We start from the raw sequence: 23,414 nt of genomic DNA, 5'->3' as shown, positions 1-23,414 counted from the left end.
GATTTTTTATTCACCTATAATTTTGACCAATACTCTCTTTTTCCTTTTTCCGTCAAATTCACCGTAAAAGATTTGTTCCCATGGACCAAAATCTAATTTTCCATCTGTTATAGCTACTACAACTTCTCGACCCATTATTGTACGCTTTAAATGAGCGTCTGCATTATCTTCATAAGTATTATGATAATATTGGTCATAGGGTTTTTCGGGGGCTAATTTTTCCAAGAAATTTTCAAAGTCTTTATGTAAGCCTGGTTCATCGTCATTTATAAAAACACTTGAGGTAATGTGCATTGCATTACATAAAAGAAGCCCTTCCTTGATTCCGCTTTCCCTAACGCATTCCTCTATAAGAGGTGTAATGTTTATAAATTCTCTTCTCTTTTTTGTTTCAAACCACAACTCTTTTCTATAGCTTTTCACGATGATACCTCCCACATTGGTTATTTTTAATTATATTTTATCACAAATAAATTGTTTGCAAGAGTAATAATACTCTGGTATATTAATTTTAAGAGGAAGAGGTGTTGTAAAAAGACCACAAAAAATTGGTATTTGAAGGTCATATTAGAGAAGAAAATAAAAAATTAAGGAGTGTGTATAATGTCAAAAAAACTTTATCGCTCAAGAACACAAAGAATGATAGGAGGCGTATGTGGAGGAATAGCAGAGTATTTTAATGTAGACCCAACAATTATAAGACTCATTTGGGCATTTCTAATAATATTTTGGGGAACTGGACTTTTAGTTTATTTAATTGCATGGATAATTATACCAGAAGAACCGTAAAATTAACGTTAAGATAAGTTTATTAGTTTTAAATTTCTGAATGGTAGCGATTTAGGAATAATAAAACCCCTCCCAACAACTTCGGATTTTTTGAGAGGGTTCGTTTGCTGGAAACATTAACTTTTCAATAATGGCAGGGGAGACAGGAATCGAACCCGCAGCCCACGGTTTTGGAGACCGTTGCTCTACCAATTGAGCTACTCCCCTGCGCGCTTTTTATTATAACATACGAAACAAACCCTCGTCAATATTTATATCCTTTTTTGTTGAATTATTTATAAAAAAGTTTTCTGAGATTTAGTATAATTATTAAAGAGATAGAGAAATATTGTTGTATAGTTTAATATTAGTCTCTAGAAAGTTCAGAGGTGATATATAATGCTTAAAAAGATATCTTTAATACTATTAGTTTTTGTAGCCTTTTCTATATTAATTCCTATTTCAGCACAAGCGGCAAATATAACAATTACAATTAATGGCCAAAATGTAGTTTTTGAACAAAAGCCTGTTATAAAAAACGACACAACTTTAGTCCCTATGCGGGCATTTTTTGAAGCATTAGGTGCTAAGGTAAACTGGGAAGAGAAAACTAAAACGGTTACAGCCTTTCGTGGCGAAACGACTGTACAACTTATAATTGGCCACAAAATTGCAAAAGTTAATGGAAAAAGTTATGAGCTTATTGTAGCACCACAAATTATAAACGGTTATACCTATGTGCCTTTAAGATTTGTTGGTGAAACCCTTGGAGATGAAGTAATATACGATAATGGGCACATAATAATCAATTCTTCCAACCAAAGAACAAGGGTAAGTTCAATAACTGCACCAAAAAACACAGTTAGCGAAACTAATACTTTTTCATCTTCTAATATAACCAGTGAAAAAGATTTGTATCTTTTAATTAAAAATGCTCTTGAAAACAATGAAGATGAAATAACTTTTACACTTAGCAATTCTTTCTGCAATTCTGTAGGAAATAGCTGTACAATTAATGATATCTTAAAGAGTATATCGGATATTGTAGATCTGGTATTGGCACATCATCCTGAAATTGGCTATGCTAATAAGTGGACTATTTCTGCAAATGGTTTTAACAACGTCATAAGTAAAGTAAGTATAAAATTTGAATATATATATCCTAAAGATAAATTGGAAAAAATGAAAGATGAAATAAATATTAAAGCTAAAGAAATTATTGACCAAATAATAAAACCGGATATGTCTGATATAGATAAAGTCAAAGCAATCCACGACTATATTGTAAAAAATACTAAATATGATTATGAAAATTTGATAAATAACACTATACCACCAGAATCTTATACTGCTTATGGAGTTTTGATAAAAGGAGTAGGGGTGTGCCAAGGATATACTGCTGCTTTTAATTTACTTGCTCAACTAGCTAGGATTGATAGCCTTGGAGTAGCTGGTACAGGTTTTAATTATAGTGGGTCTATGCCTCATGCTTGGAATATGATAAGAATTGACGGCAAAATCAGTTACGTAGATGTTACATGGGATGACCCTGTTCCAGATCAAGGGGATAATGTAAGATATGATTATTTCAATGTAACAGAGGAGCAGTTAGCAAAAGACCATAGCTGGGATAAAGAAAAATTTTTGGAAAAATATTTTGATTATAAATGAGAGGGGTTAAGCGATTGCTTAAACCCTCATTAATATTAATTATTTCAATTTTTTATACTCATCACTGTGCCAATGAAAATAGGTAAGTTTGTTTTATTGTCAATAATTGCATATACAAAAGGTCTATCTAATTTTACTATTTTAGGATTTACTGGCATTCCTGTGGACGTCATATCGACTGATGTTACAGCTCCTGCCTTTGTTCCTTTTTCATCAACAGATATAAAGGTTTTGTGAAGGACTTCTGATATAAAAATATTACCGACGTAAGAAGTTCCTAGTTTAGTAAAGTTTGCCTTTTCTGGTGAAAAAGCGTCCTTCATTCCGAGGGATTCTAAGGTACTATTAAGGTTGATTTCATAGTCATACTTAAATTTTGGAAGAGATGCATGTACCAAAGTTGTTTTCGCATTTTTGATTAAATTTATAAACTTTTCTCCCGTGAGTGTTTTAATATATTCACCAATTGTCATATTTTCGTTGGGAATAATAGCCGCAAAACTGTAATGTTTTTTTGCGTAGGGTTTGATAAAACCAATTGCATTTTTATCTTCAATATAAAAATTTTCCTCTGACCTCATGAATTCAGCTTTCTGTTTATTTCCGTTTATATCAGTAAATATATCTTTATATATATTGTGCTTTTCATATACTGTTTCCCATTCTGCATCAAAAGCTACAGCATTTATCAGGTACATAACGTCTTCCGGATCAATTTTGTTTAATATTTTGTCAATCATTCCATTTGTTTTCGATTTTACCCAGTTGTTTATGTTACTTACTGTACTGCTGTCAAAAGCAGCTTTAAAAATATCGGCTTTATAGTAATCTGCAATTATCTGAAGAAAATCTTTAAAGGGCATAAAATCATTTTCTTTGAGCCATATTGAATTGGCGATAGTTAATTTTGATTTTTCTTCATTGGAAAGTTTTTTCATATACGTGTACAGGTATTTGTTTAAATCTTCAATGGAAATGTCTTTTCCCAGTGTTTTTTCCATTTGTGAAAGAGTTTCTTTATCTGCTCCGTTTGCTGTCATAGCTAATGCCAGCATTACTGAAAGTGGGGAAATTAAAGAATTTTTCTTATGATCAATCAATTTTTTAAAAATCTCAATTGAAAAATCAGCTGTATTATTTATAAATTTTTCATCTATGTTTTTTTCACTTACTGGATTTGCTTTTATTCCTTCCATCAAATTTGCAGCTTGAACTTTTGAGGTAGGAAAAGAACATCCTGTTATATTCATTAACATTGCAATGAATATTGTGATGCTGAGTATTGCTGTAAAAAGTTTTTTAAGTTTTAAAATTTCCATGATAAATATCACCCTCTCCTGTGTTCTTCTACTAAGTTAGACGAATTACATCATTAAATGTTCCATAAAATAATTTGGATAAAATAAACTGCCTAGAAAGCTTATAACAGGCTTTCTAGGCAGAAGAGTTTTACTTTTGCTATTTTGGCAGCTTACATATGAGGAGATGATTTTAAAGTTTTTTCTCTTTTCGAGGGATTATTTTTTGTTTTTAGAAGGAATTTTATAATTTTTGAAGAATATAAACATTAGAAATTAATTATTATTTGATAAATATTTTATTAAAAATTTAAATTCGTTTTAAGGAGATGAACAAATATGAAAGAATGTAAAAAACTTATAACAGAGAGAAGAGCCATTACCTTTTTTGATTCAGCAAAAGAAATATCAGATGACCTTATAAAAGAGATTCTTGAAACTGCATCTTTAGCTCCTTCAGCTTATAACCTTCAACCGTGGAAAGTGATTGTGGTAAAAAGCAAAGAGAAGAAAAAGATTCTCAAAGAAATAGCTTTTAATCAGCAAAAAGTAGAAGATGCTTCTGCTGTAATTGTAATAATAGCAAATCCTAAAGCGGCATTAGAAAATATAGATAAAGTTTTAGACAGCTCTATTGAGCTTGGGTATATGAAAAAAGAGAGAAAAGAGGCGGCAAAAGAAAGAATTTTGTCAGTTTGGCAGGATGAAGAACAGGCTAAAAGAAAAGCCATAAGAGACTCAGCTCTGTTTGCGATGAACGTAATGATTGCTGCAAGAGTGTATGGCCTTGAAACTCATCCTATGGACGGCTTTGATGAGGATAGGCTAAAAGAATTTTTAAATATTGATAAGTATATGTATGTACCGATGATAATAGCAATTGGATATAAGGATCCTGAAAAAGATTTACTGCCAAGAGCCTATAGATTTAAATTTGACGAATTTGGAGAGATAATCTGATGAGTAATTACATAGTAGTTTTAGTGGCTTCTATTTTAGCAGGAGCCACTAATGCTATAGCAGGAGGGGGAACTTTAATAACCTTTCCTGCTCTTGTATGGGTTGGAGTAAATCCTCTATCTGCTAACATAACAAATACAGTTGCTCTGTGGACTGGTTCTGTCACAGGTGCATGGGGATTTAAAGAAAGACTGTATCAGACGAAAGAGCTTTTAAGGTTTTTAACATTGCCCTCTTTACTTGGAGGTATTTTAGGAGCATATCTTCTTATGATAACTCCTTACAAGGTTTTTAATTTTGTCGTACCTTTTTTGGTTTTATTTGCGACCATAATTTTAGCATTAAATGACAGAATAAATAAATTTAATCTAAAGGAAGGAGAAGATATAAAGAAAAAATCACTAGTATTTGTTTTTATACTTCAATTTCTTACTTCTCTTTATGGAGGATATTTTGCAGCAGGTATTGGCATTTTAATGCTGGCAACGTTGGGAATAGCAGGTATTACTGACATACACACAGCAAATGGTATAAAAAATGTTCTTTCACTTTTTATAAATATCACCTCCGGTTTAGTTTTACTTTTTAGTGGAAAAGTAGTATGGCCTTTTGCTATTATTCTCATGATAGGATTTGCTTTAGGAGGATATTTGGGAGCAAAAGTATCACAAAGGTTTGACAATAAGAAAGTAAAGAATTTTGTAGTTTTATGGGGAATTGCATTGGCAATAGCGTTTTGGGTTAGAGGAGTGTAGGAAAGTAGATAGTTATTGAACTGAAGGGAGATAACTTTGTGGTGTATTATTTTGCCAATTTTTTGACTTAACAACTAACATTTTAGTGATAAATTATAAAGTGTGGACAATCAATCACTTGTTGAAAGGAGAAAAATATGTTAAAAGGGTTTAAAGAATTCATTATGCGTGGAAATGTTTTGGATTTAGCAGTAGCTGTAATAATAGGTGCAGCTTTTAACAAAGTAGTAAATTCATTAGTTGTGGATGTTTTAACTCCACTGATTGGAGCAATATTTGGAGCTCCTGATTTTTCTGCCCTTAAATTAGGACCAATAGCCATAGGTAATTTCCTTAATGCTGTTGTTAACTTTATTATCGTATCTGCAGCCATATATTTTTTCATAGTAGCTCCTATGAATGCTATTAGACAGCGAAAAGCAAAAGAAAAAGAACAAACACCACCTGAACCATCAGAGGAAGTAAAACTTTTAAGAGAAATATTAGAGGTATTAAAGGAAAAGTAAGGTAAGAATATTGATTAATATAAATTTGTCGTCGACCTAAGATAGTGCAAAAAATGTCGTGGATCGACGACAAATTATTTTTTCAATTTTAGAAAATAGTTGATTTTGTCAAACAATATGGTATAATAAAGTAGAAATACTTGACAGGAATTAAAAAGTCGTAAGGCGTATAATGTGCTATTTATGCATGTTAGAATGAGTTTTTAGCCTACCTATAAGGAATTGAAACTAGCCTTCATACAACTCTTGTCCACAAAATTCGCAGTTTTTAGCCTACCTATAAGGAATTGAAACCCTTTGTCAATACTTTTATCATTATTTTTTTTAAAGTTTTTAGCCTACCTATAAGGAATTGAAACTTTTGAAGCAGGTAAGCCCGTTAATTTTATATACGGTTTTTAGCCTACCTATAAGGAATTGAAACAAAGAATGTTTTATCTCAAAAAATATTGGTGCCATTTGTTTTTAGCCTACCTATAAGGAATTGAAACACCACCTTTCATAAAAACAAACTCAGCAGCTTCTCTGTTTTTAGCCTACCTATAAGGAATTGAAACCTGGATGGAACTATTCCATTTCATGAGGTTATGTATGGTTTTTAGCCTACCTATAAGGAATTGAAACATTTGCTTTTCTGTGACCCTTTCTACAATTTTACTGGTTTTTAGCCTACCTATAAGGAATTGAAACTATTACTCGTCGGTGCTTGTGTTGGGTCTATTGTTCTGCTTCGTTTTTAGCCTACCTATAAGGAATTGAAACGTCACCGGCATTATCTAAGCACTTGAAGAAGCGAAGTTTTTAGCCTACCTATAAGGAATTGAAACCTGCTGCCTCGATAAGTATATTTATTTCATCATCTGGTTTTTAGCCTACCTATAAGGAATTGAAACTGACAACTGCATAATCTCCGGAATCTACATCGCTTGTTTTTAGCCTACCTATAAGGAATTGAAACCGCAGAAAGAGAAGGAATAAGAGGGCTTACTATTCCGTTTTTAGCCTACCTATAAGGAATTGAAACTAGAAAGAGCAGAGGGCTAATGCCCTCTCTCTAAAGTTTTTAGCCTACCTATAAGGAATTGAAACTCGGCTGGCTTAATGTCTTGTATCCTTGTCTTACCTCTGTTTTTAGCCTACCTATAAGGAATTGAAACAGAACTTGTCCACATCCAGCCAGTCATATTTCATCTGTTTTTAGCCTACCTATAAGGAATTGAAACTTGGATGGTCTATAGAAACGAACTGCCTCATGCAAGGGTTTTTAGCCTACCTATAAGGAATTGAAACAAGATATTTTTTTATCAACTGTCGTTCTTATTTCTTGTTTTTAGCCTACCTATAAGGAATTGAAACTAAAAACAGGCTTAGTAATTTTTCTTTTGTAGCCAAGTTTTTAGCCTACCTATAAGGAATTGAAACTAATATAATCAGAAGCTACATTATGAAGCAAAACAAAAGTTTTTAGCCTACCTATAAGGAATTGAAACATCTTTCCAATTCCACTTACCTCCTTTGCCTCTATGTTTTTAGCCTACCTATAAGGAATTGAAACTTGCCCACGCCTCATAATCAGAAACTGCACCAACGCCGTTTTTAGCCTACCTATAAGGAATTGAAACCCGAAAGGTCTACGGTATAGCCGCTAACACTAAAGCGGTTTTTAGCCTACCTATAAGGAATTGAAACACTCCCCAAAGTCTACGCTGCCATCCGGCTCAATGACGTTTTTAGCCTACCTATAAGGAATTGAAACAAGAAATCACGCTGAAAGTTTATACCTATCTTTTCAAGAGTTTTTAGCCTACCTATAAGGAATTGAAACAATACACCGGATAGGACCAGTTGCCTTGCTTCCAAGGTTTTTAGCCTACCTATAAGGAATTGAAACAGGTGCGCGTGCGGCCAGTTTATGCTTCCGACTACATCGGTTTTTAGCCTACCTATAAGGAATTGAAACGGGGCCTGGTCAGCGCTCTTTGCAAACGCCAGGGCGTTTTTAGCCTACCTATAAGGAATTGAAACCGTTTCTTCACCTCCTTGGTGGTTTCAGGCGGCTTAGGTTTTTAGCCTACCTATAAGGAATTGAAACATAAGGAACTTATCAGGCACCTGGGAGATGGCGTACCAGTTTTTAGCCTACCTATAAGGAATTGAAACCGCCCGGGCTTACACCTTCCGCCAGCACTACGCCAGGGTTTTTAGCCTACCTATAAGGAATTGAAACTCGCCCAGGTGGTCCGGGAAGTGGGGCTTTGCACAAGTTTTTAGCCTACCTATAAGGAATTGAAACGAACTAAGGTTTGCGAAGGAACTGGATAAAGCCGAGTTTTTAGCCTACCTATAAGGAATTGAAACTTCAGTTGGTCTGCCGGCATGGTGGTTTCGTAAATATTGTTTTTAGCCTACCTATAAGGAATTGAAACACGAAAACCGCACCCTTGGTGGTTTGGTGGATGGCGGGTTTTTAGCCTACCTATAAGGAATTGAAACCGGTTGATGCGGCCACCCAGGTAACTACAGAGCTGGAGTTTTTAGCCTACCTATAAGGAATTGAAACAGGTGCGCGTGCGGCCAGTTTATGCTTCCGACTACAGTTTTTAGCCTACCTATAAGGAATTGAAACATGCCCCAGAAAAAGGCTTTGTCGGCCGTTATCGCTTGTTTTTAGCCTACCTATAAGGAATTGAAACCGCCGGACATAGATTTTATTATCGTTGGCAAAGTCAAAGTTTTTAGCCTACCTATAAGGAATTGAAACCTTTGTATATTGACGCAGTAGTTGTGCAAGATATTGCAGGTTTTTAGCCTACCTATAAGGAATTGAAACAGATATCTCTTTTCTTCTTCTGTAAGTTCAAGCTCAGTTTTTAGCCTACCTATAAGGAATTGAAACCCAAAAGAGACCTGTTACAATATGAAGACTTCATTAAAGTTTTTAGCCTACCTATAAGGAATTGAAACAAATTTCTTGTAACTTGTCTGCATATTCTTTTGCTTGTTTTTAGCCTACCTATAAGGAATTGAAACGTAAATAACACTTCATGTAATTCAACTGTCGTGTCATCGGTTTTTAGCCTACCTATCCTGAAAATAGTGTCTCTCAAAAAGGCAACAAAAAACTAAACCCATACCGATGTAAAAATATGGGATAAATAAATGGTTAATAAAGTTAAATTAAAAGTTAAGACACTGCAGATTCGACCGTGACCTTAAGGCCTAAAGACTCTAGCTTTTTTAAAGATTGACGAATAATCATATTACGCTTTTTCTCTTCATAATAAGTAGGACCTAATTCAATATATGGTTGCTTTTGCTTGAGAATATGATAAACTATAATTAAAATGCTATGTGCCACTGCAACTGCTGCACGGTTTGCTCCTCTTCGAGCAGCGATGCGGTGGTACTGACTTGAAAGATAAGTACCTTTTGCCCTTGAGGCAGCTCTGGCAGCTTCAATAAGAGAGCTTCGCAATTTTTGGTTACCTTTTCGAGTTCTTGCAGACTTTTGTTTACCAGCACTTTCATTATGACCTGGACACAACCCTGCCCAAGAACACAAATGGGCAGCAGAGGGGAACTGTTCCATATTCGTGCCGATTTCGGCTATTATTTGTTCTGCAGTTCTTCTTCCGACTCCAGGGATTGTATCCAGCAGTGCCAGGTCTTTTTCAAAAGGGAGCATTCGATTTTTAATTTCTTCGTCTAATTTTGCTATTTCTTCATCAAGGTAATCAATATGTCTAAGCTGTATTTCCAGAAGCATCCTTTGGTGATGATTGATCAAGCCTTTTAAAGCGCGTTTTAGTTCATCCATTTTATTTTTTAGCTTGCCTTGAGAAAGCTCAGCCAGGGTTTCGGGATTTTCTTCACCATTTATAATAGCCTCAAGTATAGAACGACTGGATGCCCCGTTGATATCAGAGACTACCGAAGACAGTTTGATATTAGCTCCTTCTAAAACCTTTTGTATGCGATTAAGTTCTCTTGATTTTTCTTCAATGAGGCTTTTTCTATAGCGGACAAGTTCGCGAAGCTCTCTTTGTTCACGATCTGGGACAAAGCTGCCTTGCAAAAGGCCATGTTGCAAAAGACTTGCTATCCACTCAGCATCTTTTACATCAGTTTTTCTGCCGGGAACATTTTTAATATGCTTAGCATTGACGAGTAGAATTTTAATATTCTCAAGCTCCAGGAGGTTGTAGATAGGTTTCCAGTAAGAACCGGTACTTTCCATAGCAACAACATTACAACCTTTGCTTTTAATAAATTCTTTTAATCCAATAAGGTCATCGGTCATGGTTGAAAAGGTGCGGATTTCTTTACCTTCCGGTGTTATTATACAAGCTACGACGCTCTTTTTATGGACATCTAATCCGCAAACGTGAGAATAAACTAAATCCATGAAAGAACCAACTCCTTTTTTAGTATTTGTACGATAGCGACTGTAAAATTGAAGAGCTGGTGCAACAACCATAAGGGGTTATTCTATCCTGCGTGCTTCCCGTAAAGGGGATGGTATTTTCATCCTCTGATGGTGCCGTAGCTACGGCATAGAGGTCTATAAGGAATTAATGTTTTACAAGGGAAATATAATTAAAAGGATTATACAACTTAAATATAATAATTTTAAAAAATCAGATATGTTTTTTGAGAAAAATGTCGCTGATTAATCCAGAGATGTACCTCTGACAATCAGCGACATTTTTGTTTTTTAAAATACAATTTTTTAGCAGGATTTAAAAAAGTTATGTAGAATATTGTTATATGAGAAAATTTTGGGCAGTGTTTTTTATGGAGGTTAGGACTATCATGTTTTAATGATTTTTTTTCTTGACTTATATGATTAAAATCTATTACAAAGGGGTTTTCCATATGAATAAGAAGGAAGTTACTGTTCATTTAGAAACAATAACTCCATTATGGACAGGAGATGCTTGGCAGGAAAATAGTAAGGTTAGACCTTCTTCTTTAATGGGAAGTTTAAGGTTTTGGTTTTCAGTATATTGGAAAGCTGTTAAAAATGGAAATAATGAGAAATTAAATAACAATAATGTAGTTGCAGATAATTTAGGAGAACTTGAAAATCCTAAAGAAGAACGTACATTGAAGCAAATTTTCTTAAAACGTTTGTTGAGAGAAGGAGATAATAAAAGTTTTGATAATATATTAGATGAATCACTTGAAGATTTAGGGTTATCTGTACCCTCTCGTCTATTTGGATGTACAGGATGGAAAAGCAGGGTAGATATAGAAATAAGCTCTTTTATAAAACAAGAATTAAATTTTAAAGAAATAGATTTTAATTTTCCCTTTAAAGAGAATGGCATTAACACCGAACATTGGATTAAAAGTGTACTTTTTCAAAGAAAAGATTCCAAAATTGTTTTACATAAAGATGTAAAATTATTGCTTAAGACAACAGAATATTGGTGGGATAATTATTTATCAGGTTTTTTTAATTTTTATAAAGATAAAATAATTTTTGTTGGTGGGAAACTTTCTTTTGGATTTGGATTGGTAAATATTAGAGTTGAAGGAGAACAAAACGATAAAGAAGCTAATATAAAGGGCATTAAATACAATGATATAATGCGAATACATAAAATTGAAAAAATCAAATATGACAATCGGAAAAAAGTGTTAGGATATAATTTTAAATATTTTTTGAGAAGAGAAGAAGAAATGCGTTACAGAAAAAGAAACTTTGGGGAGCAAGGCGCTGCTTCAAGTATTTATGTTTCAAATTTGATAGAGAATGATGATTATCATGTATATTTAATAAATTTCAATAATCCATTTGATAACAAAAAAGTACCGGATAAAATATTCAACAAGTATCAAAAATTATTATTTAATCATCTAAAAAGTAGAGGTGATAGGAATGGCTAAGTATGATGCTTTAATAGAAATAAATATTGATGAAGTGAAAAGTTTAAGTCATTATGTATCATATTGTAAGTTTTATTTTAAGCCCAAAAGTGAAGAAAAAATAGAAAATTACCTGTTTAAAAATAAAGAAAACAATGAGTTGAAAGAGACGGATAAAGTTAATATCGATAAATTAAAAAAAGATTTTCCATTTATTTCATCTAGTAAAGCCTTTAAAAAGGATGATTTTTTTAAATTTTTAAAGAAAAATAAATCTAATGAGACAACAAAAGATTTTCTGGTAACTTGGTTAAAAGAAGAAATTATGAAAGAAAATAAAAATTTTGTTTTTGATAATGACCAGCAATTGAAAAATGTCAATTTTATATCAGGGATTTTAACTTTGAATATAGCTAATGATTATGTAAGAAAACTTCCGCCGTACTCATTTATAATTCAGGCAAGTTTCAAGCTAAAACAGCCATACTTCTCAAAAGATGATGATGAATTTTATATTATTTCAAATCCTATATTAAAAGAAAAAGTTTTTAAAGTACCTATGATAAGAGGAAGTGGATGGAAGGGTGCTTTAGCTTCAGCTTTTAAAGAATTAATAAATGAAAAATCTAATCATAATGAAAGAGTAGAAGTCGTTGACAGCTATTTGAGGATATTTGGAGCAGGTTCAGACAGTATAAAAGCAATAGAGGATTATTTGAAATGGAAAAGTAGTGATTTAAAAAATTTTAAAGAAAAACTTTTGGAGTTTATATTATTTGAACTTGGTTTGACAGTGGATAAAAATCTTTTAGAAAAAATAAACGAACAGAATTCTTATGAAGGACTTCATAAATTTCTTGAAGAACAAATTTCTCATAAACTTCAAAAAGATAATAAAAACCTACCAATAGAACTTCGTACACATAAAGGAAGAGCTATATTTTATCCTACATATTTTGACAAACTTTCTTTAGAAGTAATAAATCCCCATGATAGAAGAAAAAGAGCTGGAACACAACCTATTTATTATGAAGTGGTTCCAGAAGGTACAGAAGGATTTTTGCAGATTATATACATTCCTTTTGATGGTATATTAAAAGAAAATGAAGTATTAAAAAGCGAAGCGGAAAAAGATTTAGAAAATCTTTTATTAGCAATTGAAAAAGTATCACAGATTGGAATAGGAGCAAAAACAAAACTTGGATGGGGAACATTTGAAGTATGTGAAGATAAGTATTATTTTACCAATAAAGATTTAAATTTAAGTGAAGATCTAAAAGGGAAAAGGTGGTTAAAATGGCAGGATTAAATTTAGAAAATTTAGAGAAGTATAGGGATGAGATTTTAAAAGCTGAGATAGCTTCCTTGATGTCTTTATGGGATAAAGTAAATCCAAACCAACAAAATAAAGCAAATATTAATTTAAATAAAAAATCTTTATCTGATTGGGAAAATGATATTAAGGACAAAAAAATAAAAATTTTAGAAGAAGAAATAGATTTGTGGGATAATTTTTTAAATAATTGGCGTAACAAATGGAGAAGTCAAAAAAACAATAAATATTTATTGCAAGTGTTATATGGGATTGGAGAAAGCCTAAACTCTGGGATAGATAAGGGATCGCCAAAAGATGATATTAAGGTTGAACCTCAAGATAGTAGATGGTTATCAAATCCTTTTGGGAGTTTTAAAAATAGAATTATTTATTTATCAGAAACAGAAGATTCTATGAATTATAAGATTTGTGACTTAAAAAACTCTATAACCGATATCATTGGTTCTAATAACCTAGATTGGGAAAAATTTAAATCAATTAGAGAAAAATTTAAAAATTTTTTTGCTGGTTTATTGAGTGATGATAGATTTCCAATAAACGATGTATCATTGTGGGAACAAGCTTATATGGCAACCACAATGTTTAAAGCTTCTCTTTCTGAATATATTTTAAAAAATAATAATATTCAAAGTTTGCCTAAACGAATGGATGTCCGATGGCGTATTCTTGGTATACAATATGACAAACTTAGGCTTGCAGAAAAAGGTTATAAGCCTCAACAAATACAATGGTATAGAGAAGTATCGAATGAAATTGATGATGAAATTAAAAAACTTTTAGAATATAAATATCCTATAGGAAATGAAGTTTATCGCGATGAAACTGGAGTTTATTTTTTAGTTGGTGAAGATTTAGGAGAAGATTTAGATGAAAGTAGTTTAGCGGAACTAAAGGATGATTTAAGAGAAATAGAAGATGAAATTATAAATATTTTTAAAGAAAAATCTTTTGATGAATTTTATCCTGCTATTTTTCTTACTAAAGCGTCTCGTGGTTTAATGAACTTGTCTTATCTTCTTGAAAAGGCTAAAGAAAATTTCTTAAAAGCAGATTGGAGTAAAAAAGAAGTTAGCATAGATATTGAAAAATCAGAAAGTGAAAAAGCAATTGGTATATGTCAGGTTTGTGGACAAAGATTAGTGTTTAGATCAGACAGAAGGGATGAAAACAAAAATATTTGTGTGATATTTGTTATGAAAAGAAAACACAAGGCAGGATTTATGAATGGCTTAAAGATACGAAAAAAGAAACAATTTGGATGGATGAGTTAAAAGATGAAAATGATAGGGTTGCATTAGTAACAATGAAGTTTGAACTACATGATTGGTTAAATGGAGATATGTTGAATAGCTTGTTGGTGAGAGAAGAGGATTATATTGATAAACTTAAATTAGCAATAAACACATTAAATGTAATAAAGACATTGTACATTGAAAATGCTTTCCTATTAGATAAATATAAAGATAAAAATGGTAATTTAAATGATCAATTTTTATTAAAAATTGAGAATATCGTTTTTCCTGTTAGCGATTCAACTTTACTTAGAAAATACAAAGGTTTAGAATTAAAAATGAAAAATTTTGGTTTAAAATTAGTTGACAGAAAAAATAACGAACAACCATTAAAAACTTTATTAAATAATGAGCCTTTCAAAAATTTTATAAAGATTTTCGATTTTAAACTTTTTAATCTTTTAGCAAGAGATGCATATGATGGTTGTAAAAACAATGATGAATCTTTTGATGATTTCATAAGGCAAATATTTTTCGGTTCAATAATAGGTACACATTGGGAAGAGTGGATAAAAAAGAACGGTTTGAATTCAAAGATTGACTGGGATAAAGAAATTATAAAGTGGAACCACCTTACCTACGATGATATAGAATTTCTTTCTACACTTATCCTTCAATTCCTCATCCGTAAGAATCCTTCTCCAGCTAGGTTGAGAAGAATATGGGAGAGCACAAAGGAATTTTTTGAGGATATAAAAGCAAATATATGCGCTTATGCATGTATTCCAATAGAGAGGAGAAGGAGGTATTATTGGAAAGATGTAAAAATCGAGGGTAAAGATGAAAATATTCAAGACGGTGAGTATTATGATGGAGAAGCAGTTTTTTGGGCTAATAAAGGAAAGGTTTATTTGATATCTTATGTAAAAGATTTGACAAGGTATAAAGAATTTAATTTAAAAAGATATAAGGATAAAAAAGATATGGCAATAAAACTCAATTTAAATGATAGTAAATCTGAGTATTACGAGCCATATATTTCAATTATTGACCCTACGCCAATTAGCTGGCAGTTTATTATACCTGCTGAGTATGTGCCTAATTTGATTGAAAATGTTATTAAAAAATACAATGAGAACTTTAAATTTGTATATGGCAAATTACCACTCCATATAGGAATAGTAGTGCAGGATTATAAAAAGCCGCTATATGTAGGGGTAAAAGCTTTAAGAAAGATTAGGAGGGATATAGAGAATACAGAAGAATTAATATTAGAAGAAAAAGCATGCAAAATCAAAAATGTATTAAAATGTCAAAAGATTGAGGAATCATTAAACAATACTCAAAATTATTATTCTTTATATTGGGGTAGTCATAAAAAAGGATACGAGTTTTATTTAAAACCTGATAATAAAAACAAGAAATGGATATTAAATATTGATAAATTAGAGGATGATGAAGAAATCAATATAATGCCTAATACATTTGATTTTGAATTTTTAGATACAAATACAAGAAGGAACGATATTTATTATGATAAAAACAATAAATGGAAAAGGAAAATAGCACTTAAAAACTCACGACCTTATGATTTGGATACCTGGGAAAAGTTTAAAAAATTTAAAGAGTTATTTGGTAAAGAAAATAAAAGTGGAGTTACAAGGAGTACAAAACTTCAAAAATTAATTTCTGTAATTTATGACAAATGGGAAAGCATAGCCAATTACAAATCAGATATGAATAATGATGTTGAAGGAATCAAGGTTTTTCTTGCTTCAAGCTTTATTAATATTCTTGAACTTAAGAAAGATGAAGAGCTTGCAAAGGGGATAAAAAAGTTATTCGACATTGAGGTATCTCAAGGGAATGATAAGTTATATGAGGCATTAAAAGAAAAAATGACCACAGAGAATTTACAACTTTTCTTGGACATGTTCGAATTTTGGCATACAACTTTAAAGGAGGTTTGAAAAAATGAGTGACAATTTTGTAAAAGAGTTTAAGGCTTATGGAATGGCAACAGACCCAATTCATATTGGGACAGGCGGTTATACCATAGGAAGAGTTGACAATACAATTGTAAGAGATCCAATAACAAAACTTCCTAAAATTCCTGGTTCAAGTCTAGCAGGAACTTGGAGATATTATGCGACATTAGAACTTTTGTCTAATATAAAAGATAAACAGCCTAAATTTGATGATATTAAAAATATAAACAAAAAAACTATGTTAGAAAAAATAGAGGAATGGATTAGTATTAACAGCTCAAAGTGGAATTTACCAGATACAGATTGGAAATCTTTTAAGGGCAATGTTGTGGCAAAAATAACTTGTGCAGGACAGGACGATACTCCTCAAGCGGAGATATCGAATGCTCCGTATGCTACGGATGATAAAGGGAAAACTGGTCATTGCGGACATTGTATTATCTGTAAAGGATTTGGATTTTCAAAGAAAGATTTAAGCTGGCAGGGTATGATTCATTTTAGTGATTTAAATATTTTGTTTTTTCCCGTTTTTACACGCTTTGGTACCAAGTGGATAACGACAAAAGAGGCATTAAAAAGTACTAGGCTATATGATGAAAAAACAAAAACTGATGAGAAGTCGGAAAAGAAAGAAGTTTGTATTGCCTTAGAAGAAATGAAAGAAGGTAAAGTGGATGGGCATATAAATCTTGGATGGATATATCTACCTTACAAAGTAGAAAGTCTCTCAATTAAATTGAATGAAATAGAAATTGGGAATTTTAAGTTTACTGCTGACAAAATTATTATTGTACCTGAAAGCTTATTCTCTCAAATTGTTAATTCTAATCTTGAAGTAAGAACATCTGTCTCAATAGATCCAATAACAGGAGCAGCAAAAGAAGGTGCACTTTTTACTTCTGAGGCAATACCAAGAGGGACTATATTTTATGGAGATATTAGAATATTTGATAAGACAGCTTTTGAAGGAATAGAATCAAAGTTGAATCCGCTGCCTGATATAAATAAATTAAAAGATGCTTTATGTAGTTCCAAACATTTCTTTGAAACATTGGGCATTGGCGGTATGACAACAAGAGGGTTTGGAAGAATTGTATTAGAAATAAGAGATGAGGATAAAAATTGTGAAAAAGCTATTCCAAACCAACTAAATACCGGAAAGACTGACCCTAATGGGGGTGAACAAAAATGAATGAAAATAATCTTGAGTATACATTAAATAAATTGGGTTTCGATATGGTAAACAGTTCTCAAAAAGATAAAGAAATTTTAAGGTTCATAGATAAAGCGTTAGGAGTTTTATCTAATGACGGTGTGTATGCTTATTATGTTTTTTGTTTAAGCAAAGATAAAAAAGATGATAAGAAATACAGCGACATATTTATTAAAAAGCCAATAGAAACTTTAAAGCCTTTTTTACAATCTAAATATAGTGCAATTAATAAAGCTGAAGATTTTTTTCAGGAATTGTCTAAAGATATTTACAAATTGTTATTTTACAAAGAATCATTAGAGAAAGCTCTGATCTATGCCCGATACCATGCAAAGGCAATGGGGGAATAAAAATGATATGGTTCAAACTAATTTTTAAACAAAATCAGCCAATACATATAGGCTCTGTTGAGTGGGCAGTAATTAATGAAACTGAAATTTTTATTCCTGGCTGGACAATGTGGGGAGCTTTAACAAATCAATTTTTAAAGACAATCGGGTTTAGAAAAATTGAGAGTGCTAAAAAATTCTTTGAAAAAATTACTAATTTTTATCCTGTTATAGGAAATGAAGAAGAGGTAAATTTTAATCCTTTGTTTCCAGGATATAATAAAGGCGATTTTTACCTTGGGGATTACCCTGAGGGAAAATTTAAATTTGAATTTGTTGATACTCTTGTTTCAACAGCTATAGAACCACTATTAAGAAGTGCAAAAGATGAAAGTTTGCATGAATTTGAATATATACTTCCAAAATCAAAATTAGATTTAGATAATAGAAGTAAACAACTTTATTGGGTAGGTTTAATTGGGTTTGAAGAAGAAGTTATTAAAGATATAAACTCTTTAATAACAAATGGAAATAATGACCAAGATATAAAAGAAAATGATAAAAATGATGAAAGTAAAAAGAATGAGGACAAAGATTATAATGATTTTTTGTTAGATGTTTTTTCTAAAGTTTATATTGGTGGAGATATTAAATATGGTTTTGGAAAATTAGAATTATTAAACTTGAGTATTGATGTAACAGAAGAAGAACTTAGTGAATGGAACATTACTGGAAATGGAACAGCAAGTATAAAACCTAATTTTCCATTAAGACAATTTTTCAAATTTTCTAATGAAATAAAATTTGAAGGGGAACTCAAACTTCTTTCAGAATTTGATTTTACACAGAATATACCAAGAGTTCAAGAAGCAGGTTATTTTATAAATGTAGGTAGTAAAGTTTCAGACTTTAATGGAATTGATTTAAGTAAATATCATTTGACTAAAGGTAAATTTGAAAAAATAAAATAATAAAAAAACAGGCACTGTACATAAATTCATGCCTGTTTTTATTTAACAAATGAGTATTTAAAACCGGTATATCATTGAACTCTCTTATATTTTTATCCACGTGCAGGAATTTGTAAACTTTTATCGAAATAAATATATAGGTCCAAAGGGGGAGAAGGTGATATGTCAATTTATAAAGATATACAGGATGCTTTTATTTTGCTACCGTATAAATATTACAAGTTAATTTTATTAGTAGGACCAATTGGGAGCGGAAAAACGCAAATTCTCAAGAAAATTTCTTCTGATTATAACTATGATTACATAAACTTAAATTTGAAGCTGTCAGAAAAATTAATTAATATACCTTTTGAAGAGCGTTGCTACTATGTAGATGATTTTATGGAAGAAATTTTGTCTCAAAGTAAAACAGATGTTACAATATTAGATAACATAGAGATTTTATTTGCTCCCCATTTGAAAATAGACCCTTTAAAAATGCTTAAGAACATGAGCAAATATAAAAAAATAATTACATCCTGGGGAGGCTCTTATATAAATGGTATATTGACATACGCTGAACCTGGTTATCCAGAATATAGGAGATACAAAAAAGATGACTTGGATATAATTGTAATAAATATTGAGGGAGGAAGATAGGATGAAATATGGAGATCTTATTCAGTATGAACCGATTGAAACTGTTATAAAACTTAAGGATGCAGACAAGATCGATGAGGCGAAAAGACTTGTCAAATCCTTTGTAGTATCAGAAGGGATGGCAGATAGTATTATTAATATTTGTATACCCCAATTGCAGTTTGATGAAACAATTGACAATAAGGGTATATTTATAGTTGGCAATTATGGTACTGGTAAATCCCATTTAATGTCTGTAATTTCAGCAGTAGCAGAAAATAAGGAAATGCTAGATTATGTTTCTCATGAAGAGTTAAAAAAAGAGATGGGAAAGATTGCAGGAAAATTTAAAGTTTTAAGATTTGACATTGGGGCTGTAAATACACCCTTAAGAAATATAATTACGAAAGAGATAGAAAAGGACCTTGCCAGATACGGGATAGAGTTTTATTTTCCACCAATTGATGAAGTTACAAATAACAAAGATGCTTTTATGGAAATGATGAGTAAATTTGAAGACAAATTTCCGGACAAAGGCTATCTCATAGTGGTTGATGAATTATTAGATTTTCTAAAAGCAAGGAAAGAACAGGAATTGATTCGCGATTTAACTTTTTTAAGAGAAATAGGAGAAATAACAAAGTCTACCAGATTGAGATTTATGACGGGAGTACAGGAGACCCTGTTTGATAATCCGGCATTTAATGCTGTTGCACAAACTGTATTAAAGATGAAGGACAGATTTGAACAGTTAATAATTAAAAGGGAAGATATTTCCTACGTAGTATCTCAAAGATTATTAAAAAAGAATGACAGACAAAAAGCATGGATAAGGAGCCATTTAGAGAAATTCAGTCCGTTGTATAAAAGTATTTCCAGCAGAATCGAAGAATTTGTGGAATTATATCCTATACATCCTATGTTTATAGAAGTATTTGAAAAAATGTTTATTGTAGAGAAAAGAGAAGTTTTAAAAACAATATCACATTTGATGAGAGAACTGTTAGACAAAGATGTACCTGAAGATGAGCCTGGAATTATTTCTTATGATTCTTATTGGAAGTTTTTAAGAGACAATCCTTCATTAAGGGCAGAGCCAGATATAAAGAGAGTAGTTGATAAAAGCGTTGCCGTAGAAGATTTAATTGAACATTCCTTTACAAGACCTCAATATAAAGATGCTGCATTAAGAATTGTACATGCATTAAGTGTTCATAGGTTTACTACAGGAGATATACATACATCTGTTGGTATAACAGTTGAAAATATTAAAGATGATTTGTGTTTATATATAAAAATGCCAGAGATAGAAGAGGACTTTTTAATAACGACTATAGAAACAATAATGAAGGAAATAATGAAAACATTGAGCTGGCAATATATTTCATACAATCCAGACAATCAGCAGTATTATCTTGACATGGTAAGAGAAGGCATAAATTATGATGCCAAAATTCAGGAGAAAGCAGAAATATTGTCAGAAGATATTTTTAACAGGCATTATTTTGAATTGCTTATAAAAGTCCTTGATTGGAATGCTCCTGAAAAAGTGCCAAACATGAGAATATGGGAGTATAGTCTTACTTGGAATGAGAAAAATGTTAAAAGATATGGCTATCTTTTTATGGGATATCCTGATGAAAGGAGTACAGCTCAGCCTCCAAGAGATTTTTATATTTACTTTTTACCTCCTTTTGTTGGAGTTAACTATAATAAAAAATATATATTAAATGGAAAAGAAGATGAAGTATTTTTTGAATTTGTTAATACGGATGAAGAAATAATAGAGAAAATAAAAAAATATGCCGCTACAATGGAGTTAAGTGAATTATCCTCCAGTGACCAGAAAAAAATTTATGAAGATAAAGCTAATGGTTTTCAAAAGGATATTACTAAATGGATAAGAGATAATGTGTCAAAATGTTTTAATGTTTCTTATAAAGGAGAAACACAAAGTATAATCTATTGGCTTAAAGGAAAAACAGCTAATTATGATACTATTAAAAGTTATATTGATGAGGCGGCTTCTTCTTGCTTATCATTGTATTTCAGTGAAAAATACAGTGAATATCCTACATTTTACACAAAAATCACAGAGGCAAATTTAAACGAAGTTTTTAAAAGTGCAATGAATTATTTAGCTGGCAAGAAGACAGAAACAGGCAAGAAAGTATTGCAGTCTTTTGATTTAATTTTAGGGGATGATATTGTACCCGGAAATTCAAAATATGCTAATTATTTTTTAAATGAATTATATAAACTTCCACCAGGGAAAGTTTTAAATAGAGAAGATATTATAGAGAATGTAAACGGTGAGGATATTGATAAAAGATTCAAATTAGAAGTGCAGTGGGTGGTTCTTTTGCTCAGTGCCCTTGTGTACAGCGGAGATATAATCTTGAGGATAAAAAATAAAGTTTATGATGCTACTACAATAGAGGCACTTGCTAATATGAACGTTGGAGAGCTTATAGATTTTGACAGTTTTGAGAGGCCCAGAGATATACCTGTCAGAGAATTAAAAACTCTATTTACTTTGTTAGGCTTGCCATCAGGGTTAGTAACAGCAAGTCTTAGCAAACCAGAAGAAGCTATAAGACAAATGGTGGCAAAGAGTGAAGAACTGGCTAAAAAAGTTGTAACTGTTAATCAATTTGTTGTTTCAAATAAAACTATATGGGGTAAGCCTGTATTTGATGAATTTGAAATAAGAGATTATAAAGATTTGCTCAATAATTTTAGAGATTTTCTTGACAGTTTAAAAGCCTTTAATACCCCTGGAAAATTAAGAAACTTTAAGTATACTGAAGAAGAGCTAAAAGAAAAATTCAAGACATTGGAGACAGTAAAGAAAATAGAAAAAATAATTGATTTTAAAAATGAAGTAGAAGAACTTGTCAAATACTTGTCCTCTGCCGAACAGCAATTACCCGAAGAAATTGAATTAAAGCAAAATATAAATGAAATGAAAAATGAAGTAGAAAGATTTATAAAACAAATTGATACTAAAGAAAGTGAAGATATAAAAAGGCTGACGAGAGAATTAGAAGAATTGAAAATAGAGTATATTGATTTGTACCTTGAGTATCATAAGAAACACAGGCTTGATTATAATGGAGATGAGCGTAAAAAGAAAATAATGGCAAGTGATCTGTTTAATAATCTTAAGAAGCTTAAAGATGTAGGAATATTTCCTGTTAACAAATTTAGCGAAATTGAGGATATATTGGCCTCTTTAAAAACCTGTTATAGTTTAACAGAAAAAAACATGGAAATTGAGACACAATGTCCTAATTGTGGATACAGTATAAAAAGTGGCGAAGTTCCTGTGTTTGGAAAATTGGATGAAATTGAAGACAAAATAGAAAATTTGTATATGGAATGGACTAAAATTTTATTAGATAATATTGAAGATCCAATGATTCAAGAAAGAATGGAAATTTTGAATAAAGACCAACAAAAAGTTATACGTGACTTTTTGAATAAAAAAGAATTGCCGGAGAAAGTGGATAATCTGTTTGTATCAGCAGTAAAAGACTTAATTGCTGGTCTTGAAAAAGTAGAGATTGAAATAAATAAGTTTATTTCTGCGATAACCTATGATGGACCTGTAACAGTAGATGAGTTTAAAAAGAGATTTTTAGAAAATGTCGATTTTCTTATAAAAGGCAAAGATAAGGACAAAGTAAGAATTATTATAATAGGGATGTGCAAAATTAATAAAAATAATCACGACAAAAAACCAAAATATGTATTACATACAATATATAGTAATCAACACTGACAATCAAACATAAAGGAAGTGGTAAGGGAAAAGAAAAGACAAAAAGAGGAGCTAAAAAAGGGCATAAATATCCTGTAGAAGTCAAATGTTAAAAAATGGCATGAAATAGATTCA

The 23,414-nt window shown here is 31.4% G+C and carries 16 protein-coding genes, 1 tRNA gene, 1 pseudogene and 1 CRISPR repeat array; of the genes and pseudogenes, 14 read left to right on the top strand and 4 right to left on the bottom strand.

Translation table 11 applies throughout. The features are described 5' to 3' along the window. Positions 1-6 precede the first annotated feature (6 nt). Positions 7-423 carry a secondary thiamine-phosphate synthase enzyme YjbQ gene (locus EB239_RS10320; RefSeq protein ID WP_003869608.1) on the bottom strand — a complete coding sequence of 139 codons (417 nt, stop codon included), beginning with the start codon at positions 421-423 and terminating at the stop codon, positions 7-9. Between the two features lie 180 nt (positions 424-603). Here EB239_RS10320 and EB239_RS10315 point away from each other — a divergent pair. Next, positions 604-786 (top strand): annotated as a pseudogene (locus tag EB239_RS10315) (PspC domain-containing protein); the annotation flags it as partial. 134 nt (positions 787-920) lie between these two features. On the opposite strand, the gene EB239_RS10310 reads toward EB239_RS10315, so the two are convergent. Then, a tRNA-Trp gene (locus tag EB239_RS10310) sits at positions 921-996 on the bottom strand. A 171-nt stretch (positions 997-1,167) separates the two neighbouring features. On the opposite strand from EB239_RS10310, the gene EB239_RS10305 reads away from it, so the two are divergent. Then, positions 1,168-2,439 carry a stalk domain-containing protein gene (locus tag EB239_RS10305; RefSeq protein ID WP_003869606.1) on the top strand — a complete coding sequence of 424 codons (1,272 nt, stop codon included), beginning with the start codon at positions 1,168-1,170 and terminating at the stop codon, positions 2,437-2,439. A 44-nt stretch (positions 2,440-2,483) separates the two neighbouring features. On the opposite strand, the gene EB239_RS10300 is transcribed toward EB239_RS10305, so the two are convergent. Next, complete coding sequence (locus EB239_RS10300; protein WP_003869605.1) at positions 2,484-3,758, bottom strand: serpin family protein; 1,275 nt, start codon at positions 3,756-3,758, stop codon at positions 2,484-2,486. 318 nt (positions 3,759-4,076) lie between these two features. On the opposite strand from EB239_RS10300, the gene EB239_RS10295 reads away from it, so the two are divergent. From EB239_RS10295 to mscL, 3 genes are all read left to right on the top strand, one after another. Further along, a complete protein-coding gene (locus EB239_RS10295; RefSeq protein ID WP_003869604.1) occupies positions 4,077-4,697 on the top strand; it encodes a nitroreductase family protein in 621 nt (206 codons plus the stop codon). Next, positions 4,697-5,452 (top strand): sulfite exporter TauE/SafE family protein, encoded by a 756-nt coding sequence (locus EB239_RS10290; RefSeq protein ID WP_003869603.1) that lies wholly within the window; start codon positions 4,697-4,699, stop codon positions 5,450-5,452. The genes EB239_RS10295 and EB239_RS10290 overlap by 1 nt, the downstream gene beginning before the upstream one ends. A gap of 137 nt (positions 5,453-5,589) precedes the next feature. Beyond that, a complete protein-coding gene (mscL, locus tag EB239_RS10285) occupies positions 5,590-5,958 on the top strand; it encodes a large conductance mechanosensitive channel protein MscL (RefSeq protein WP_003869602.1) in 369 nt (122 codons plus the stop codon). Between the two features lie 199 nt (positions 5,959-6,157). Further along, positions 6,158-8,988: a CRISPR direct-repeat array (repeat unit 30 nt; unit sequence GTTTTTAGCCTACCTATAAGGAATTGAAAC). Positions 8,989-9,142: 154 nt separating this feature from the next. Here the strand turns inward: mscL and EB239_RS10280 are convergent. Beyond that, on the bottom strand, positions 9,143-10,363 hold the full coding sequence (locus EB239_RS10280) for an IS110 family RNA-guided transposase (protein ID WP_003869601.1): 1,221 nt from the start codon (positions 10,361-10,363) through the stop codon (positions 9,143-9,145). A gap of 470 nt (positions 10,364-10,833) precedes the next feature. Here EB239_RS10280 and cmr1 point away from each other — a divergent pair, with 470 nt between their 5' ends. The 9 genes from cmr1 to EB239_RS10240 all read left to right on the top strand — a co-directional run bounded on the left by cmr1 (position 10,834) and on the right by EB239_RS10240 (position 23,300). Continuing rightward, positions 10,834-11,850 carry a type III-B CRISPR module RAMP protein Cmr1 gene (cmr1, locus tag EB239_RS10275; RefSeq protein WP_003869600.1) on the top strand — a complete coding sequence of 339 codons (1,017 nt, stop codon included), beginning with the start codon at positions 10,834-10,836 and terminating at the stop codon, positions 11,848-11,850. Further along, positions 11,843-13,138, top strand: a complete 1,296-nt coding sequence (locus tag EB239_RS10270; RefSeq protein WP_003869599.1) for an RAMP superfamily CRISPR-associated protein — start codon at positions 11,843-11,845, stop codon at positions 13,136-13,138. Before cmr1 ends, EB239_RS10270 begins: the two co-directional genes overlap by 8 nt. Next, the gene (locus EB239_RS15025) at positions 13,126-14,436 is read left to right on the top strand and encodes a CRISPR-associated protein Csx11 (RefSeq protein ID WP_003869598.1); all 1,311 of its coding nucleotides are present in this window, start codon (positions 13,126-13,128) and stop codon (positions 14,434-14,436) included. Before EB239_RS10270 ends, EB239_RS15025 begins: the two co-directional genes overlap by 13 nt. After that, positions 14,424-16,367 carry a hypothetical protein gene (locus EB239_RS15020; RefSeq protein ID WP_003869597.1) on the top strand — a complete coding sequence of 648 codons (1,944 nt, stop codon included), beginning with the start codon at positions 14,424-14,426 and terminating at the stop codon, positions 16,365-16,367. The genes EB239_RS15025 and EB239_RS15020 overlap by 13 nt, the downstream gene beginning before the upstream one ends. A 4-nt stretch (positions 16,368-16,371) precedes the next feature. Next, positions 16,372-17,577, top strand: a complete 1,206-nt coding sequence (locus tag EB239_RS10260; protein WP_003869596.1) for an RAMP superfamily CRISPR-associated protein — start codon at positions 16,372-16,374, stop codon at positions 17,575-17,577. Next, positions 17,574-17,948 carry a hypothetical protein gene (locus tag EB239_RS10255; RefSeq protein ID WP_003869595.1) on the top strand — a complete coding sequence of 125 codons (375 nt, stop codon included), beginning with the start codon at positions 17,574-17,576 and terminating at the stop codon, positions 17,946-17,948. Before EB239_RS10260 ends, EB239_RS10255 begins: the two co-directional genes overlap by 4 nt. A 2-nt stretch (positions 17,949-17,950) precedes the next feature. Further along, positions 17,951-18,898 carry an RAMP superfamily CRISPR-associated protein gene (locus EB239_RS10250; RefSeq protein WP_003869594.1) on the top strand — a complete coding sequence of 316 codons (948 nt, stop codon included), beginning with the start codon at positions 17,951-17,953 and terminating at the stop codon, positions 18,896-18,898. Between the two features lie 162 nt (positions 18,899-19,060). After that, entirely contained in the window at positions 19,061-19,537 is a 477-nt protein-coding gene (gene brxF / locus EB239_RS10245; protein ID WP_003869593.1) for a BREX-3 system P-loop-containing protein BrxF, read from the top strand. Position 19,538: 1 nt separating this feature from the next. Then, a complete protein-coding gene (locus EB239_RS10240) occupies positions 19,539-23,300 on the top strand; it encodes a DUF6079 family protein (protein WP_003869592.1) in 3,762 nt (1,253 codons plus the stop codon). Positions 23,301-23,414: the final 114 nt, after the last annotated feature.

The organism is Thermoanaerobacter ethanolicus JW 200 (assembly GCF_003722315.1).
Taxonomy (GTDB): domain Bacteria; phylum Bacillota; class Thermoanaerobacteria; order Thermoanaerobacterales; family Thermoanaerobacteraceae; genus Thermoanaerobacter; species Thermoanaerobacter ethanolicus.
Note: the sequence above shows the minus strand (reverse complement) of the source record. Positions and strands in the feature narration are given on the sequence as shown.

Coding starts and splice junctions, on each gene's coding strand:
- EB239_RS10305 (WP_003869606.1), top strand. CDS start 1,168: ATGCTTAAAAAGATATCTTTAATACTATTAGTTTTTGTAGCCTTTTCT.
- EB239_RS10300 (WP_003869605.1), bottom strand. CDS start 3,758: ATGGAAATTTTAAAACTTAAAAAACTTTTTACAGCAATACTCAGCATC.
- EB239_RS10295 (WP_003869604.1), top strand. CDS start 4,077: ATGAAAGAATGTAAAAAACTTATAACAGAGAGAAGAGCCATTACCTTT.
- EB239_RS10290 (WP_003869603.1), top strand. CDS start 4,697: ATGAGTAATTACATAGTAGTTTTAGTGGCTTCTATTTTAGCAGGAGCC.
- mscL (WP_003869602.1), top strand. CDS start 5,590: ATGTTAAAAGGGTTTAAAGAATTCATTATGCGTGGAAATGTTTTGGAT.
- EB239_RS10280 (WP_003869601.1), bottom strand. CDS start 10,363: ATGGATTTAGTTTATTCTCACGTTTGCGGATTAGATGTCCATAAAAAG.
- cmr1 (WP_003869600.1), top strand. CDS start 10,834: ATGAATAAGAAGGAAGTTACTGTTCATTTAGAAACAATAACTCCATTA.
- EB239_RS10270 (WP_003869599.1), top strand. CDS start 11,843: ATGGCTAAGTATGATGCTTTAATAGAAATAAATATTGATGAAGTGAAA.
- EB239_RS15025 (WP_003869598.1), top strand. CDS start 13,126: ATGGCAGGATTAAATTTAGAAAATTTAGAGAAGTATAGGGATGAGATT.
- EB239_RS15020 (WP_003869597.1), top strand. CDS start 14,424: ATGGATGAGTTAAAAGATGAAAATGATAGGGTTGCATTAGTAACAATG.
- EB239_RS10260 (WP_003869596.1), top strand. CDS start 16,372: ATGAGTGACAATTTTGTAAAAGAGTTTAAGGCTTATGGAATGGCAACA.
- EB239_RS10255 (WP_003869595.1), top strand. CDS start 17,574: ATGAATGAAAATAATCTTGAGTATACATTAAATAAATTGGGTTTCGAT.
- EB239_RS10250 (WP_003869594.1), top strand. CDS start 17,951: ATGATATGGTTCAAACTAATTTTTAAACAAAATCAGCCAATACATATA.
- brxF (WP_003869593.1), top strand. CDS start 19,061: ATGTCAATTTATAAAGATATACAGGATGCTTTTATTTTGCTACCGTAT.
- EB239_RS10240 (WP_003869592.1), top strand. CDS start 19,539: ATGAAATATGGAGATCTTATTCAGTATGAACCGATTGAAACTGTTATA.